The organism is Nocardiopsis sp. YSL2, from assembly GCF_030555055.1.
Lineage (GTDB): Bacteria > Actinomycetota > Actinomycetes > Streptosporangiales > Streptosporangiaceae > Nocardiopsis.
Genome location: NZ_JAMOAO010000001.1, coordinates 3,052,409 through 3,067,458 on the forward strand (window position 1 = coordinate 3,052,409; position 15,050 = coordinate 3,067,458).

At 66.6% G+C, this 15,050-nt stretch carries 17 protein-coding genes; 11 read left to right on the forward strand and 6 right to left on the reverse strand.

The features are described 5' to 3' along the window. Positions 1–130: 130 nt before the first annotated feature. Positions 131–538 carry an arsenate reductase ArsC gene (locus tag M1P99_RS13445; protein WP_304452994.1) on the reverse strand — a complete coding sequence of 136 codons (408 nt, stop codon included), beginning with the start codon at positions 536–538 and terminating at the stop codon, positions 131–133. A 92-nt stretch (positions 539–630) separates the two neighbouring features. On the opposite strand from M1P99_RS13445, the gene M1P99_RS13450 reads away from it, so the two are divergent. The 3 genes from M1P99_RS13450 (at position 631) to M1P99_RS13460 (ending at position 3,033) form a co-directional block, all read left to right on the forward strand. Further along, positions 631–945 (forward strand): helix-turn-helix transcriptional regulator, encoded by a 315-nt coding sequence (locus M1P99_RS13450; protein ID WP_304452995.1) that lies wholly within the window; start codon positions 631–633, stop codon positions 943–945. Further along, the gene (arsB, locus tag M1P99_RS13455) at positions 942–2,021 is read left to right on the forward strand and encodes an ACR3 family arsenite efflux transporter (RefSeq protein ID WP_304452996.1); all 1,080 of its coding nucleotides are present in this window, start codon (positions 942–944) and stop codon (positions 2,019–2,021) included. The genes M1P99_RS13450 and arsB overlap by 4 nt, the downstream gene beginning before the upstream one ends. 346 nt (positions 2,022–2,367) lie before the next feature. Further along, positions 2,368–3,033 carry a DUF4333 domain-containing protein gene (locus tag M1P99_RS13460; RefSeq protein WP_304452997.1) on the forward strand — a complete coding sequence of 222 codons (666 nt, stop codon included), beginning with the start codon at positions 2,368–2,370 and terminating at the stop codon, positions 3,031–3,033. Positions 3,034–4,041: 1,008 nt separating this feature from the next. Here M1P99_RS13460 and M1P99_RS13465 read toward each other — a convergent pair. Both M1P99_RS13465 and M1P99_RS13470 read right to left on the reverse strand, forming a co-directional pair. Continuing rightward, a complete protein-coding gene (locus M1P99_RS13465) occupies positions 4,042–4,560 on the reverse strand; it encodes a DUF2335 domain-containing protein (protein ID WP_304455681.1) in 519 nt (172 codons plus the stop codon). Positions 4,561–5,042: 482 nt separating this feature from the next. Then, positions 5,043–5,777 carry an XRE family transcriptional regulator gene (locus M1P99_RS13470; RefSeq protein WP_304452998.1) on the reverse strand — a complete coding sequence of 245 codons (735 nt, stop codon included), beginning with the start codon at positions 5,775–5,777 and terminating at the stop codon, positions 5,043–5,045. A gap of 1,013 nt (positions 5,778–6,790) precedes the next feature. Between M1P99_RS13470 and M1P99_RS13475 the strand changes: the two genes are divergently transcribed. Both M1P99_RS13475 and M1P99_RS13480 read left to right on the forward strand, forming a co-directional pair. Continuing rightward, the gene (locus M1P99_RS13475) at positions 6,791–7,276 is read left to right on the forward strand and encodes a GntR family transcriptional regulator (protein WP_304452999.1); all 486 of its coding nucleotides are present in this window, start codon (positions 6,791–6,793) and stop codon (positions 7,274–7,276) included. Between the two features lie 49 nt (positions 7,277–7,325). Beyond that, positions 7,326–7,838, forward strand: a complete 513-nt coding sequence (locus tag M1P99_RS13480; protein ID WP_304455682.1) for an HD domain-containing protein — start codon at positions 7,326–7,328, stop codon at positions 7,836–7,838. Between the two features lie 4 nt (positions 7,839–7,842). Here M1P99_RS13480 and M1P99_RS13485 read toward each other — a convergent pair whose 3' ends face one another. The 3 genes from M1P99_RS13485 to M1P99_RS13495 are packed head-to-tail and all read right to left on the reverse strand — an operon-like array spanning position 7,843 to position 9,530. Next, positions 7,843–8,316 carry an NUDIX hydrolase gene (locus M1P99_RS13485; RefSeq protein ID WP_304453000.1) on the reverse strand — a complete coding sequence of 158 codons (474 nt, stop codon included), beginning with the start codon at positions 8,314–8,316 and terminating at the stop codon, positions 7,843–7,845. Positions 8,317–8,320: 4 nt separating this feature from the next. Further along, on the reverse strand, positions 8,321–8,776 hold the full coding sequence (locus M1P99_RS13490; RefSeq protein ID WP_304453001.1) for a Clp protease N-terminal domain-containing protein: 456 nt from the start codon (positions 8,774–8,776) through the stop codon (positions 8,321–8,323). Positions 8,777–8,792: 16 nt separating this feature from the next. Then, entirely contained in the window at positions 8,793–9,530 is a 738-nt protein-coding gene (locus M1P99_RS13495; protein WP_304453002.1) for an XRE family transcriptional regulator, read from the reverse strand. A gap of 287 nt (positions 9,531–9,817) precedes the next feature. Here M1P99_RS13495 and M1P99_RS13500 point away from each other — a divergent pair, with 287 nt between their 5' ends. The 6 genes from M1P99_RS13500 (at position 9,818) to M1P99_RS13525 (ending at position 15,034) form a co-directional block, all read left to right on the forward strand. Beyond that, complete coding sequence (locus tag M1P99_RS13500) at positions 9,818–10,225, forward strand: plasmid replication, integration and excision activator (protein ID WP_304453003.1); 408 nt, start codon at positions 9,818–9,820, stop codon at positions 10,223–10,225. A gap of 106 nt (positions 10,226–10,331) precedes the next feature. Beyond that, entirely contained in the window at positions 10,332–10,580 is a 249-nt protein-coding gene (locus M1P99_RS13505; RefSeq protein WP_304453004.1) for a hypothetical protein, read from the forward strand. Then, positions 10,580–11,983, forward strand: coding sequence for an FtsK/SpoIIIE domain-containing protein (locus M1P99_RS13510; RefSeq protein ID WP_304453005.1), 1,404 nt, complete (start codon positions 10,580–10,582; stop codon positions 11,981–11,983). Before M1P99_RS13505 ends, M1P99_RS13510 begins: the two co-directional genes overlap by 1 nt. Beyond that, positions 11,983–13,662 (forward strand): replication initiator, encoded by a 1,680-nt coding sequence (locus tag M1P99_RS13515; RefSeq protein ID WP_304453006.1) that lies wholly within the window; start codon positions 11,983–11,985, stop codon positions 13,660–13,662. The genes M1P99_RS13510 and M1P99_RS13515 overlap by 1 nt, the downstream gene beginning before the upstream one ends. Continuing rightward, complete coding sequence (locus M1P99_RS13520; protein ID WP_304453007.1) at positions 13,662–13,886, forward strand: helix-turn-helix domain-containing protein; 225 nt, start codon at positions 13,662–13,664, stop codon at positions 13,884–13,886. Before M1P99_RS13515 ends, M1P99_RS13520 begins: the two co-directional genes overlap by 1 nt. Further along, positions 13,886–15,034 (forward strand): tyrosine-type recombinase/integrase, encoded by a 1,149-nt coding sequence (locus M1P99_RS13525; RefSeq protein ID WP_304453008.1) that lies wholly within the window; start codon positions 13,886–13,888, stop codon positions 15,032–15,034. Before M1P99_RS13520 ends, M1P99_RS13525 begins: the two co-directional genes overlap by 1 nt. The last annotated feature ends 16 nt before the right edge of the window (positions 15,035–15,050 follow it).

Sequence of the window (15,050 nt, forward strand, 5' to 3'; positions counted from 1 at the left end):
TGCCCGGCGCCCGGCGGTCGGGGTCCGATGCTCGGCACCTGGGGCCCGGCGGCCGGGGCCCGATGGTCAGGCCCCGGCGTCCGCGGGCGTCCTGGCCCGGCCCGTCGCGGGGCCGGGCGCGGCGGATGCGTCAGACGGAGACGCCCAGCTCCGCCAGGAGCGTGCGGACACGCTGCTCGATCTCGTCGCGGATGGGCCGCACGGCCGCCACACCCTGGCCCGCCGGATCCGGCAGGGTCCAGTCCAGGTAGCGCTTGCCGGGAAAGACCGGGCACACGTCGCCGCAGCCCATGGTGATGCACACGTCGGAGGCCTCGACCGCGTCGGTGGTCAGGATCTTGGGCCTCTGGTCGGTGATGTCGATGCCGACCTCGTCCATGGCCGCGACGACGGCGGGGTTGACGGTGTCGGCCGGGGCCGAGCCCGCCGAGCGCACCTCCACGCGGTCGCCGGCCAGGTGCCGCAGCCAGGCGGCGGCCATCTGGGAACGGCCCGCGTTGTGGACGCAGACGAACAGCACGGAGGGCCGGTCGGTCATGGGGTGCCACCTTCTTCCGGGGGTGCCCCCGGCGGGAGCCCGGGGCAGCGGAGGATTCGTATCAGTCCCGAATGATATGGCATCATCAGTGCATGCTGACATCAGTGGACACTGACCTCATCAGGGTTCTGGGGGACCCGCTGCGCATGCGCATCGTCTCCCTGCTCGCCCACGAGACCCTCTGTACGACGCACCTGGTCGAGGAGACCGGTGCGCGCCAGACCAACCTGTCCAACCACCTGCGCGTCCTCCGCGAGGCGGGCCTCGTCGAGACCGAGCCCTGCGGTCGGTTCACCTACTACCGGCTGCGTCCCGAGGCCCTGGAGTCCCTCTCCGGTGCGCTGGGCGACCTGGCCGCGACCGCCCGTGCGACCATCGCCGCCGACACCAAGAGGGCCTGCCCATGACCCGCTCCGACACCACGGCCCCGGACACCGGCTCCGTCGCCGCCAGACTCTCCACACTCGACCGCTTCCTGGCGGTGTGGATCCTGCTCGCCATGGGGATCGGCCTCGGCCTGGGCCGCCTGGTCCCCGGACTGAACGACGCGCTGGCCGCCCTGGAGGTGGGCGGGATCTCGCTGCCCATCGCCCTGGGCCTGCTCGTCATGATGTACCCCGTGCTGGCCAAGGTCCGCTACGACCGGCTCGACACCGTCACCCGCGACCGGCGGCTGCTCATCTCCTCCCTGGTCGTGAACTGGGTCGTGGGCCCCGCGGTGATGTTCGCCCTCGCCTGGATCTTCCTCGCCGACCTGCCGGAGTACCGGACCGGTCTCATCATCGTCGGACTGGCCCGCTGCATCGCGATGGTCATCATCTGGAACGACCTGGCCTGCGGAAACCGGGAGGCGGCCGCCGTCCTGGTCGCACTGAACTCCGTGTTCCAGGTGCTCGCGTTCGGACTCCTGGGCTGGTTCTACCTCGACCTGCTGCCCGGCTGGCTGGGCCTGGACACCGACGGGATCGACGTCTCCCCGTGGATGATCGCGCTGAACGTGGTCATCTTCCTGGGCATACCCCTGGCGGCGGGCTTCCTGACCCGCTTCCTGGGTGAGCGCCGGATGGGACGGGAGCGCTACGAGTCGGCGTTCCTGCCCCGGATCGGCCCCTGGGCGCTGTACGGGCTGCTGTTCACCATCGTGCTGCTCTTCGCGCTGCAGGGCGGGACCATCACGAGCCGACCGCTGGACGTGGCCCGCATCGCCGTTCCGCTGCTGGTCTACTTCGTCCTGGTGTGGTTCGGCACCTTCGCCTTCGCCAAGGCGATCGGGATGGACTACGACCGCACCACGACGCTGGCCTTCACCGCGGCGGGCAACAACTTCGAGCTGGCCATCGCGGTCGCCATCGCCACCTTCGGCGTCACCTCGGGCCAGGCCCTGGCCGGGGTCGTCGGCCCGCTGATCGAGGTGCCGGTGCTCATCGCCCTGGTCTACGTGTCCCTGGCCTGGCGCCGCCGCTTCGCCGCCGACCGCCGGTAGCGGGTCCGCGGGGACCGGCCGCGGGCGGTGGCGACCCGGCTGGGGAGGAACCGGCCGGGTCGGCAGCCGGCGAGCACCATCCCACGGGTGCCCTGGCCGGTTCCGCGGTCGTCAGCGGTGGCGCCCACGTGCCAGGTTCGCGTTCAGGTATGCCCTGACCAGCGAAGCCGTGGCAGCAGAGCGACTCCTCGGTTCCCGTGGCCGGTTCCCGTCCGCGCTCCAGGTACCCGGTCGTCGAACCGGGTACCTGAGCGTGACGGCATATCGAAACGCGCGGATGCCGAACCAGCGCACCGTTCCTGGCGTCACTCCATGTGGCAAGTCCCCCAAGATCCAGGAGGCCGCGATGCGGCAGAACAGACGTCACGGAATCATCGCCGGAGCGGCACTGGGAGCGCTTCCCCTGCTCCTGTCCACGGGTTGCTCGTTCGACTTCAGCATCGGCGGCCCCGGCGCCGTCGACGCCGAGCAGGTCGCCGAACGCTCGAGCGAGATCCTGGCCGAGCAGGTCGGCGAGACTCCCGACGAGTTCACCTGCCCCGAGGACCTGCCCGCGGAGGTGGGTGCCGAGATCCGCTGCGAGCTCACCCACGGCGGCGAGACCCTCGGGGTGACCGTCACGACGACCTCGGTCGAGGGGGGCGACGTCCAGTGGGACGTCGTGGTCGACGACACCACCGGCGGCGACGCCGCGGGCGACGCCCCCGAGGAGGACACCGCGCCCGAAGAGGAGGCCGCCCCCGCGGGTGAGGCCTCCAACGGCAGTTCCAGCGGCGCGGCGAGTGGTGGCCAGGTCACCAACACGGAGGTCATCAACCAGTCGACCGCCGTGCTGGAGGCGGCAGGGCACTCCCCCGAGAACATGGTCTGCGACGGGATGTACCTCCTCGCGGAGGTGGGAGCCCAGCTGGGCTGCCAGTTCTCCGAGAACGGCGGTACCCGCTACATCACCGTCACGGTGACCTCCGTCGAGGGCAGCACCGTCATGTGGGACATCGAGTTCGACGAATAGGCCCGCGCGCCGGCGCACTGCCGGGGTGGGTGCGGCGGCATGTCCCGTACGCGGGTCAGGCCGTGCGCTCGCCCCGGCAGTACGCCGCGGTGCGGTCGGACGACACGGGACCGACGCGGCTGAGCCGGGGGGTCCCTGCGGGAGCTGATGAACAGGATGGGGCACTCCAGTCCCCGGGCGGCGATGATCTACCTTCACGCCCGGGACGAACGTGCTCAGGAGGTGGCGGACCGGCTGGGGGAGAGGGCGGCCGAGGAACTGCGGCGAACCTGTGCGGACGACGGCGGCGATCCGCCCTCGGCGGGTGCTCCGGTCTGAGCATCGGGCACGTATGTGGCACGGCGACCTGGACGGAGCCCCGGAAAGCAGTTCGGCCAGGTGTTCGGAAAACCCCGAACTACCTGGCCTTATTCATGCGTGGAGCGGATGACGGGAATCGAACCCGCGTTATCAGCTTGGGAATTCGAGGCCGTGGAATCCGGCTGATCTGCGAACCCTTGACCTGGGCCACAGCGGGCGATCAGCGTCTGAGTGACCGTGAGTCCCCCTCCGTCGCCTCCCTGACGGGCACGTATCGGGCACGGCGTCAGTGACGGGTCTTGCTCACGGATGGGCGGACGGATGCGCCTGCGGGGCCGGCGCGTTCGCACCCACGTTACGCCCCGATTCAGCAACCCCGGATGGTCCTTCACCACGGTTCCGATCCCGCATGGGTTCTGGCGCGATCGGCCTGTACCCCCGCACGTCCTGTGTCGCGCCAGGTTCCATGCGGGCCCGGGGGGTCCAGGGGGCACGGCCCCTTGGTACCACCAGACCCTGACTGGGTCCGCTGATCGCGTGCGGTCGCTTCATAGAGACAAGAGGATGCGGCTGCCGACCGAGCGAGGGACCGGGCGGCAGCCCGCAGCCCTCGCCGGGCGGCGAGCCGCCGCGACGGCGCTTGCGCCGTCGCCTTGATCCCATACAGCCCAACTCGGCAATAATTTTTTAGACGCTCTCTGAATGTTATTATTTGTCCAATTCTTCATCGTCTGCAGCCTCACTCCCTTCTTTTTTCCTTGAGCTAAATTGCCCAGTAACAAAGACGGCTGCGAGCGCAACCAAAACGGCCGAGGCCAGCCCAACGGCCGCTGTAGGGTGGCCAAGAAAGACAAGGATTGCGGAAAGGGAAATTACAAGGATGACAGACGTCATCCCGTACCGCTGGCCCCTTTTTGCTATTTCAAATGGCATCCTTGAATCAACTTCATCGATCCGGTGTCGATGCTTTTGTTCAGATTCAGCCATGGAAACGATGCGGTCAGCAAGGCCGGGAAGAATTTCATCGTATTCGCGGAGGATCGATGGTTGCGGAAGAGGTCCGCTCGTCTCCACGATAGTTCTTCTGACGATCTGGCGTATTTTTTTCGCTTGAGGGTCGAGCAGTTCGGCTTCCTCAAGTTCCTCCGAATCCTGAGGAAGTTCGAGCGCCGCCTCCTCCTCGCCTGAGGATTTTCCCTTGTCGCTAGATTCTGAATCGTCCTGCATGACCACCTATATTACTTTTCACGAATCTTGCGACTGGACTTTGATATCTCTTTTCCGACGATCACCCAATCCCCATTGATCTTTTTTGCATCTACCGATGAGGGTTTTTCGTGTGGTTTCTTCTTTCTTAGTGCCCTAACAGTGGTCTCGCCTCGAATGTCTAAGATGGACCCGATTCCAATGTTTCGAGGAGCATTTTTTCTTCCCATGGTTCACCAGCCCTCTTCATTTTCCTGTTCCCATTCTATCTCATGAAATTCCAGCAGGGAAGTAGGTCGGGTGAGCCGAGTCCCACTCCTTCAAGAATCTCATCCACAGAGCCTTCTGCCACTATATATGGGACTTCATGATGGAGCGTTGTCAAGATGTAGGGGTGGGTACCCCTGGATCTTGTGAGGACTGAGGGTATGGGTAGGGTCACTGCCGTGAGTTTTATCTTAATTCACACCACACGTCTCAACTCGGCAATAACCACGGGAGTATCACGCATCACCTGGATGCGCACCTTTCCAGGTGAGTTCGAAACTATGGAAATAAATTTCCAGTATGTCGAGAGATGAGGTTCGATGGACGTCGACCGTTGGACACTTGGCTGCCGGTAGGCCGTAGATGTGCTGGTTGACCAGTGCACGCTTTTCGGTCAAGTAGATGGAGTTGTACAACACGGTGGAGTGGAGCCGGATCTCGACGCCGTCGATATCTGTGAGTGGGCGGAGCAGGGTCAGAGCGTTGCGCGCTCGGGCCGCCAGCGCATCACCGATGCCTTCCTCTTCGCTGCGCCGCTTCACATGGGGCGAGTCCGGGTCTCCCAGCAGAATCCGAACCTTCACGCCATCGCGGGCTCGGGAGGCGAGAAGTTCCACCATGCCCGCATCGTCTGCGAAGAAGAGCCCGCTGTAGACCAGGATGCCGATCTCTTGCTCTGCTGAGCTGAACAGGTCCCACCACACTTCCCTGGGTACCTGCCAGCGGTGTGCATAGACACGTTTAACGTGCTCGGACCCGGGTGCGTGTGCTTCATCTTCTCGCCTGTTCTTTGGCCAGAGGGTGTTTTCGTCGGCCTGGAGAAGATCTGCCAGCGCCCAGCGGTGGCGAGGGTAAGGCCGTTGGCCGGAGAGCCATCGGCGGACGGTCTTGGGATCAACTCCAAGGTGAGCGGCTACGTCGGTCTCGGTGAGCTGGGATGCGGCCAGGGCATTGCGCAGTGCAGCGTTCACGTCGCGGTGTCCTCCGGTGTGCGGGGACCCGACGATAACAGAAGACGTCCCTAGACGTCCCTGTAGATGTCCGATACGTGGTACACATGTCCGCTTACTCAGAGCATCGTTTCCGCATGTGAGGGCCCGGCGCATCCTGCGATCCCGCTGGGCCGACCCGGACTGTTCCAGGGGACACCATGCGGAACTTGATCACCCACCTTCGGACATGCGGACCGACAGAGCGCCGACCTGTCACGCCCAGGACGTGCGACCGCCTGCCGTTCACTCCTGCGCCTCCGCCCTACGGGGTCGCGCCACGGGCGCAGATCGTCCGGCCGTACGTCCTGCACGCGAAGAAGCCGCGGCCGGCCGACCGCTCGACCCTCGGTCTGCAACTCCTTCTGGAGATCTCCCGAGAGGCGGTTGCCGCATGAGCTTCCGATCTCCTCTCTGCGGCGAGGCCCGACTTGACGCCTCGGGGTTTCTACGCACCTGCCAGCGGGACCCCGGCCACACCGGTCACCATGAGGACACCCGGGGCGACCGTTGGGAACCACCCGGCGTCGTCCTGGATCGGTTGCGCCGGCGGTGGGGGCGAAGCCATCGCATCGTGTGGACCGGGCGCTTCTGGGTGGCCACCGCCTACGACCGGTGTGCTCCCTGGCGCACCGAGATCGAGTACAGCCCCGAAGCACTGGAAGAGCGTCTGCGCACCCGGGGCGTTACTCCCGCCATACCTTCGCAGAGGCGGCAGTCATGACTCACCGCGACCGAACGCCCGAGGTGGACCCGATCCCGGACGGACTCACCGCCAGGGAACGGCGGGCTGTCGAGCGCCAGGGCGAGGTGATCGCCGTGCAACAGGAGTGGGGAGCGCCACCGCTGAGTGAGTCCGACTATGAGTACGGGGACTGTGTCTCGCCTCTGCCTCCGGAGCCGGATCTGCACGCCCCTCGCCCATACTGATGTCCTGGAAACGTTGTCCTGATCGTGGACAAGGTTGATCGCCGTTCTGCCTCGGAGGAACCCGCTTGAGCTCGCGCACCCATTGGGGGACCTACCACCAGATCGCGGACGCCCTGCGGTCCCGCATCGACAGTGGAGAGTTCGCGCCTGGGGGAGCCCTGCCCTCTGAGGCGGCCCTCGGTGAAGAGTTCGGAGTCGCGCGAACCACCGTGCGCCGGGCTCTGGCCACCTTGGAGAAGGAGCGGCTGATCAAAGCACTCCCAGGAACAGGGCGAGTCGTGTGCACCGCTGATGAACGCGCAAGTGCCGGCGTTGACTCGGCGCCTCCGGCCCAGTACCGGCGCATCGCCTCCGACCTCAGGGAACGGATCACCAGCGGGGAACTGGCTCCCGGTGATGCCCTACCTAGTGAGGCCGCACTCGTCCGGGAGTACGAGGTATCCCGGGGTACCGCTCGTCAAGCCCTGTCCGAACTGGAGGGGACCGGGCTCGTCGTCGTCGTGCACGGTAAGGGCCGGTTCGTTATGAGGGCCGAAACGACCGACGGCTAGCCTGGTACATGTGAGACATGTTCACTGGGCGCGGGATCTCGCGCGAGAACTGCTCGAACGACCGCTTCCCCGACGCTGGGCGCACTCCCAGGGGGTAGCGGAACAGGCGCGTTCCCTGCGGGCCGTGCTCGGTGATGACGCCGACTTGGTGGAAGCCTCTGCCTGGTTGCATGACATCGGGTACTCACCGGATCTGGCGACCACGGGCTTCCATCCTCTCGACGGTGCGCGGTACTTGCGCGAGGTCCAGGAGGCCGACGAAGGTCTGTGCTCCTTGGTGGCCTACCACTCCTGCGCTGTGGTCGAAGCTGAGGAACGCGGCTTGCTCGCTCCTCTCAAGGACGAGTTCGCCGCTCCTCCGGGAGATCTGTTGGACGCGCTCACCTACTCCGACATGACCACGGGGCCGGACGGCGTCCATCTGCCTGTCGAGCGTCGGCTGTCGGAGATTCTGGAACGCTACGCGCCTGAGGACCTGGTTCACCGCTCCATCACGCGCTCCTCGCCGCTGCTGACGGCGTCGGTGCGCTCCGTCGAACAACGCCTGGCCGAGGTGCGTTGACCGTTCATCCGATGTGGGTGGGGCCTCCGCTGAGGAAGTGGTCCACGCGTAGGCGCATGGAGCGGTCCATCTGGTAACCGCCCAGTTCGTTCTTGGGCACCCACACGACTTCCTTCGACTCGTCGCTCGGCGTGGGCTCGCCTTCGAGGGGGCGGGCGGTGAAGGCGATGGAGAACTCCTGCCGGGCCTCACCGTCGCTCGTGTAGAAGATGATGTGCTTCGGGTCGCTGTAGATCCCGGCGATTCCGGTGATCTCGCAGGTGATCCCGGTTTCCTCCAGGGTCTCCCGCACGGCGGCCTGTGGCACGGACTCGCCCAGGTCCACCGCGCCCCCGGGCACGGCCCAGTTGCCGTTGTCGGTGCGGCAGATCATCAGGACTTCGTCGCGCTCGTTGACGACGAACACGTTCACTGACGGGACGAGGCTGTTCGCGGTCGGCGCCTCGGGGTCGTCGTAGTAGTCGATCCGCTTTCCCACGCATCTACTCCCGGATGTGGTTCGATCGGTCGGCACAGACCCGGTTCACCTGTTCACGCACCAACTCAGGGGGAGCGCCGAGTCCGCTTAGCAGGGAAACCGCCGGACCGTGGCCATCGTGGAGCAAGCCGAGCAACAGATGCTCCGCACCGATGTGGTTGTGCTGGAGCCGTATCGACTCGTGCAGGGACTGCTCCAATGTCTTCCTGGTCTCCGGGGTGAAGCGCAGATACCTCTTGAAGAGCCATCTGTTGCGGCCCCGAGTCCGGACCACCTCTGCTAGAACTATGTCGTGGTCGATCCCATGAGGGGCCAGTACACGGGCGGCGAATCCCGCGCTCTCCGCGAGTAGCCCAAGCAGTAGGTGCTCAGTTCCAATCTGCTTGTGCTTGAGGTCCTTCGCCGCTGCTTGAGACAGGACGACCACCCGACGCGCCTCGTCGTTGAACAGCTCGAACATGGTCGTCACTCCAGGGTCAGTCGAGCGGGGTCGCCTGGCCCCACACCTTGTCGAAGCTCTCAAGGTAGGTGCTCATCATCTCGCCGCCGGGGATCTTACGCAGGTGGAAGACCGGGGCCTGGGACGCCATCGCGCCGTAGACATGCGTGTTCACGATCAACTGGTCATCAGCACGGTAGAGCGAGTTGTACAGCGTCGTCCCGTGCAGGCGGAACTCCGTGCCCTCGACAGCGCGGAGCGACTTGTACAGCACGATCACGTTCCGGATCTTGGACGCCAACAGGTCGTCCAACCCCTCATCCCTGCCGCGCTGGGCCACCGCCTCGCTCTCCGGATCGCCGAGCAGGATGCGCACACGGACCCCGGCCTTGGCCTTGTCCGACAGGAGCTTGATCATGCTCGGGTCATCCGCGAGGAAGAACCCGCTGAACACCAGGACCGAGATCTCCTGCTGGGCGGCCTCGAAGAGGCGCTTCCACAGATCCGCGGGGACGCTCCACCGGTGCGGGTAGAGCTCCACGATCTCGCTCTGTGAAGCGGCCTTGCTCTGCTCCGGGGACAGGGCCTCGGGCCAGATGTAGGTCTCCTCCACGCCGAGGAACGAGGCAGCCGAGAAGCGGTGCCGGCGGTAGGGCGTGCGGCCCTGGGTGATCCAGCGCTCCACGCTCTTGGCATCGACACCGATCGCCTCGGCCAGTTCGGCCGGCGTGGCCCCGCGCTGGAGCAGCGCGGCTCGCAACCTCTCGTTCGGCATGTACTCCGGGGGTTCGCTGGATGTCTAGGGACGCGCTCACATTATCGAGACGTCCTGAACACGTCCAGCCATGTAGTGATCTCGTCCCGTCCTGCCAGGGGACAGTGGTCACAGTCGCCGAACCTCCGGTGACAGCGGACTCAACGACCAACCCCGACCCCGTCCGCTGACCACTGGTCCATCACTTCGATACATGCTATACATGTATCTAAGTTGGCCGAGTGATCGCCGAGCGATCGCTAACCAGGGCCGCGAACTGCGAAAACCATGAGAAGAGGACTGCCGATATGGCTATTCAGGGTGCGTTGCCGGTGAGCTTCGGGACGGTGTTCCCGCACGGTGCCTTCGCGTTGGGTGTGGAGGCGATTACGGACTTCGAGACCAAGCGTCCGCAGATGGACAAGGAGACCGGTCTGCCGCTGTGGGCGGTGGACGTGATCGACGCCGATCCCGAGGCGCGGGGCAAGGCCAAGTCGGTGAAGGTCAAGGTCGCCGCCGAGGTGTGCCCGACCCTGCCGGACGAGGTCCCGGGCCTGCCGTTCCGGCCGATCGAGTTCGAGGCGATGGCGGTCATGCCCTACGTCGACGACAACGGCCGCCGTCCCCGGGTGGCGTACTCGCTGCGGGCCCGTGGTGTGAAGGCTCCCGGCGGTGCTGCTGGTGGTCGTCGTGCTCCGGCCAAGGAAGCGGCGTGACCGTCTCCTGACATGTAAGCGGGGCGGCCTGGTGCTGCAACACCGTCGACCGCCCCTTCCACCCCTCCCGTTACCTGCGAAAGCTCCGCGAAGAGGTGTCTTCAGTATGTCCGATTACCCCACCGACCTGTCCGGCCTGACCGGTCCGCAGTTGGTCCGGCTGTTCCTGGACGCGGTCGACTCCCACCCCTCCACCGACTCCGACCGTGCGGCCTTCTTCGACTTCAAGGCACGCCTGTTCACGGTCCTGGCCCAGGACGGCAACCCGGACGCGGCCGAGGTCGCCGACTGCGCCCGCCTGATGCGCGACCGCATCCTGGCCCGGATCGACTCTGTGGGCGGGGGTGAGCGGTGATGGCCAAGGTCGGTACCCCGCAGACCTCCCCGACCCTGCCGACTCCCGCACAGGGTGTGCGGTGGACGACCCCGATCGTCGAGACGCCCGGGATCGTTGTCCTGGGTTCCTGGATCTGGCGGCTGACCCGCTTCCTGGTCACTCTCCCGTTCCGCTTCCCCGTCCTCGTCGCCACCGTGGCCGTGTCGTTCGCCGCCTGGTGGTGGCTGGACTGGCCCGGCCTGGCCGGACTCTGGGCCACGGCTGCGGTTGCCTCGCTGGTGTGGTGGCGGACCTGGCCCGACTCCTACCGGACCTGCGTCACGCTTCGCCTGCTTGCCTGGTGGCGGCACGTGTTCGTCTACCGGCGCCACTGGCAACCCGTGCTGGTGATCTCCGGGCTGGCCGAGTCCTACCAGGAACGCCGCTACCTGCCCCGCATCCGCCGTGTCACCTGCTCGGAATGGGCCGACCGCGTCCGCGTCGCCCTGGTGGCTGGGACTTCGCCTGCGGAGTTTGAGACCCGCGTGGCCGAACTCGCCCACGGGTTCGGTGCCCCGTCCTGCCGGGTGGTGGTGGAGGGGCCGCGCAAGATCACTCTGGAGTTCCTCCGGCACGACACCCTCGCCGAACCCGTCCCTGCCCTGGACCTGCCGGAGCGGGTCGACCTCGCGGCGCTGCCCGTGGGGGTGTGTGAGGACGGCTCTGAATGGCGGCTCCGTCTGCACGGGACTCATGTCCTGGTGGCTGGGGTGACCGGTGCGGGCAAGGGATCGGTGATCTGGTCCGCTATCCGAGCCATGCTGCCCGCGATCGACTCCGGAACGGCGCAGGTGTGGGCGATCGACCCCAAGCGCATGGAGCTGTCCTACGGACGGACTCTGTTCGCCCAGTACGCGGACACTGGGGAAGCCGCCGTGGCGGTGCTGGAAGCGGCGGTGGAATGGATGCAGGACCGGGCTCGCCGGTATGCGGGCAAGCGGCGCTCACACACCCCGACCGTTGAGGACCCGTTCGTCCTGGTGGTCCTGGACGAGGTGGCGTTCCTGACCGCGTATCACCCCGACCGGGACATTCGGAAGCGCTCGGAGAACGCCATCGCCACCCTGACCTCGCAGGGGCGCTCGGTCGGCTTCTCCGTCCTGGCCGCACTCCAGGACCCCCGCAAAGAGGTCATGAACCTGCGCAACCTCTTTCCGGACAAGGTCGCGCTCCGTCTGGACGAGGCGTCCCAGGTCGACATGATCCTCGGAGAAGGGGCCCGGGACCGGGGTGCGAACGCCCACCTGATCGACCCGACCCTTCCCGGGGTGGGCTTCGTGCGGATGGAGACCTCACCGGCCCCGGTCCGGGTCCGGGCCGCCTACGTCTCCGACGACAACATCACGGCCATGACCGACGTCTACGGCTCGGAGGAGGTCTGATGCCCACACCCACGGGGAAGAGCACTCGGGCCGAACGGCTCGCACAACCCCTGGCCCGTGAGGTCGCCGAACAGGTCGCCGCCGACCACGGCGTGTGCATCCGGCCCGTCTCGCTTCGACGTACTGACATCGCCACGGGCCGGACGGAGGTGATCGATGTTCCGTGCGGCTCCACGCTGGAATCCCGGTGCCCGGCCTGCGCGAAGCGGAAGAGGTCCCTGCGACGGACGCAGTGTGAAGAGGGCTGGCACCTGGCCTCAGAGCCCGTCGTGCAGCCTGACCCGCCCTCAGAGGAACAACGCGGTTGGGTGGAACAGCGGGCGATGGTCACGGCCGAGCGGGACCGGCTCGCCTCCACGGGGGCGGCCTCGGCTGAGGACCTGGCGCGACTCGACGCGGTGATCGCTGACCTGGATGAGGAGATCACGGCGTCCGGGCTGCGGGGGTCGGTCACCCGCTCGGCTGATACCTCCTCGTCGGGGTCGCGTCGGGTGCGCTCGACCAAGCGCCGTCAGGACGTCCCGGACCTTCCCAAGCGACCGATGACCCGTAAGACGGTCGGGCGGGCCTTCACCGATCCGGCCTCGGGCAAGGTGTTCCGGCCCTCGCTGTTCATCACGCTCACCCTGGATTCGTACGGGCGGGTGCGCTCGGACGGCACCCCGGTGGACTTCTCGACCTACGACTACCGGCGTGCGGCTCGGGACGCGCTGCACTTCTCCAAGCTCATCGACCGGTTCGTGCAGAACCTTCGACGGGTGGCCGGATTCGATGTGCAGTACTTCGCGGCCGTGGAACCCCAACGCCGCCTGGCCCCGCATCTGCACATGGCCACACGGGGCACGATTCCCCGGGCCGAGCTGCGGCAGATCGCGGCGGCGACGTACCACCAGGTGTGGTGGCCCAACGCTGATCGTGTGGTCTTCGAGGGCGACCACCTTCCCGAGTGGGATGAGGTGACAGGTGTCTTTGTCGACCCGTCGACAGGGGAAGTACTGCCGACCTGGGATGAGGCGTTGGATGAACTCGACGCCGATCCCGACGCGGAGCCCCATCACGTGGCGCGGTTCGGCCGTCAGGTCGATGCCAAGGGGGTGGTGGCTGGTTCGGCTGATGCTGACCGGTGTGTGCGCTACCTGGCGAAGTATCTGACGAAGGACATCGCCGAGTGCCATGCCGCCGAGACGGTGCGCCAGGAACAGCACATTGACCGCCTCCTGGACGCTCTGCGTTTCGAGCCGTGCTCGCCCCGGTGCTCGAACTGGCTCCGCTACGGCATCCAGCCCGAGAACGCAAAGCCGGGGATGCGCCCCGGGTTCTGCCGGTCCAAGGCTCACCGTCGCGAGTACCTGGGCTACGCGGGCCGCCGCGTCCTGGTCTCGCGCAAGTGGTCGGGCAAGACCCTGGCTGATCACAAGGCTGACCGGCTGGCCTGGGTCCTGTACGCCCTCGGTGTCGACCCCACCGACGACGGCCAGGGCGACGAAGACAACCACCGTCCCCTGGTGTTGTCGGTGGCTAGCGGCTCTTTCGCCTGGGAGCTGGCCCGACCCACAGACCCCGACGTCGCTCCCCGCGAACAACGCCTCCTCCGAGCGGTCGGCGAAGCACTCAAACGCCGGGCCCAACTCGATGCAGCACGTACCCCCGAACGTTCGGCAATGGAAAGGGCTGCCTGATGGCTTCGACCAAGACCCGTCCGACCGGCCGCCTGCTGACCGTGGCGCAAGCGGCCGAACGCCTCAACACCTCCGAGCGCTACCCCCGACGCCTGATCGAGGAACGGCGCATCACCTTCGTCCGTATCGGACGGCACGTGCGCATCCCCGAAAGCGCGCTTGAAGAGTTCATCACCGCTGGCGTCGTGGAACCGCTGCGACTCCACATGAGGAGGGCCGCGTAGTGGCTGCGAAGAAGCGACGGTTCGGCCGTATCCGCAAGCTCAGTTCGGGGCGCTACCAGGTCCGCTATCCCGGCCCTGACGGCGTCGACCATCCGGCCCCGCACACCTTCGCGACGAAGAAGGAGGCGGACCGCTGGTTGGCCTTGAAGGAAGCTGAGATCAACCGAGACGGCTGGTGGGACCCGAACGCGGGTGATGACGTCTTCTCCGAGTACGCGGCGGAGTGGGTGGAGAACCGCGAACTGACCCCCAAGAGTCGACGCACCTACGAAGACCTCCTTCGGCTCCACCTGAACCCCACGTTCGGCAACATGGGATTGAAGGACATCCAGGAGGCCGATATCCGCAAGTGGCGGGCGGCCAAGCGCAGGAAGGCCCGGGGCAGGGCTCAGGTTCCCAAGGCGTACCGGCTCATGCGGGCCGTGCTGAACACCGCCGTGCGGGACAAGCTCATCCGTGAGAACCCGTGCCAGATCGAGGGCGCGGGCCAGGAGGACAGCGAGGAACGCCCGGTGCTGTCGGTCGCCGAGGTGTTCAAGCTGGCCGACGCGATCAAGCCGCGCTACCGGGCGCTCGTGCTGCTGGCGACGTTCGGCAGTCTGCGGTGGGGTGAGCTGGCCGGCCTCCGGCGCCGTCACCTCGACTTGGACAAGCGAACGGTGACCGTGCGGGAGACGGTCTACGACATCGGCAGTCTGGAGAAGGGCAAGCCCAAGTCCAAGGCGGGTGCCCGTACCGTGCGGCTTCCCTCACTGATCATCGCGGACCTACGGGAACACCTGGAGACCTATGCCGCTCCTGGGCCGAACGGGTTCGTGTTCGTCGGGGTCAAGGGCAACCAGCTTCGGCGTAGCAACTTCTCGAAGTACTGGGCGGACGCCTGCGCTGACGCCGGTCTGGAGGACGTCCACCTTCACGACCTGCGGCACACGGGCAACACCTACGCGGCTGAGGCCGGGGCATCGCTGAGGGAGCTGATGAACAGGATGGGGCACTCCAGTCCCCGGGCGGCGATGATCTACCTTCACGCCCGGGACGAGCGTGCTCAGGAGGTGGCGGACCGGCTGGGGGAGAGGGCTGCCGAGGAGCTGCGGCGAACCCGTGCGGACGACGGCGACGATCCGCCCTCGGCGGGTGCTCCGGTCTGAGCATCGGGCACGTAGC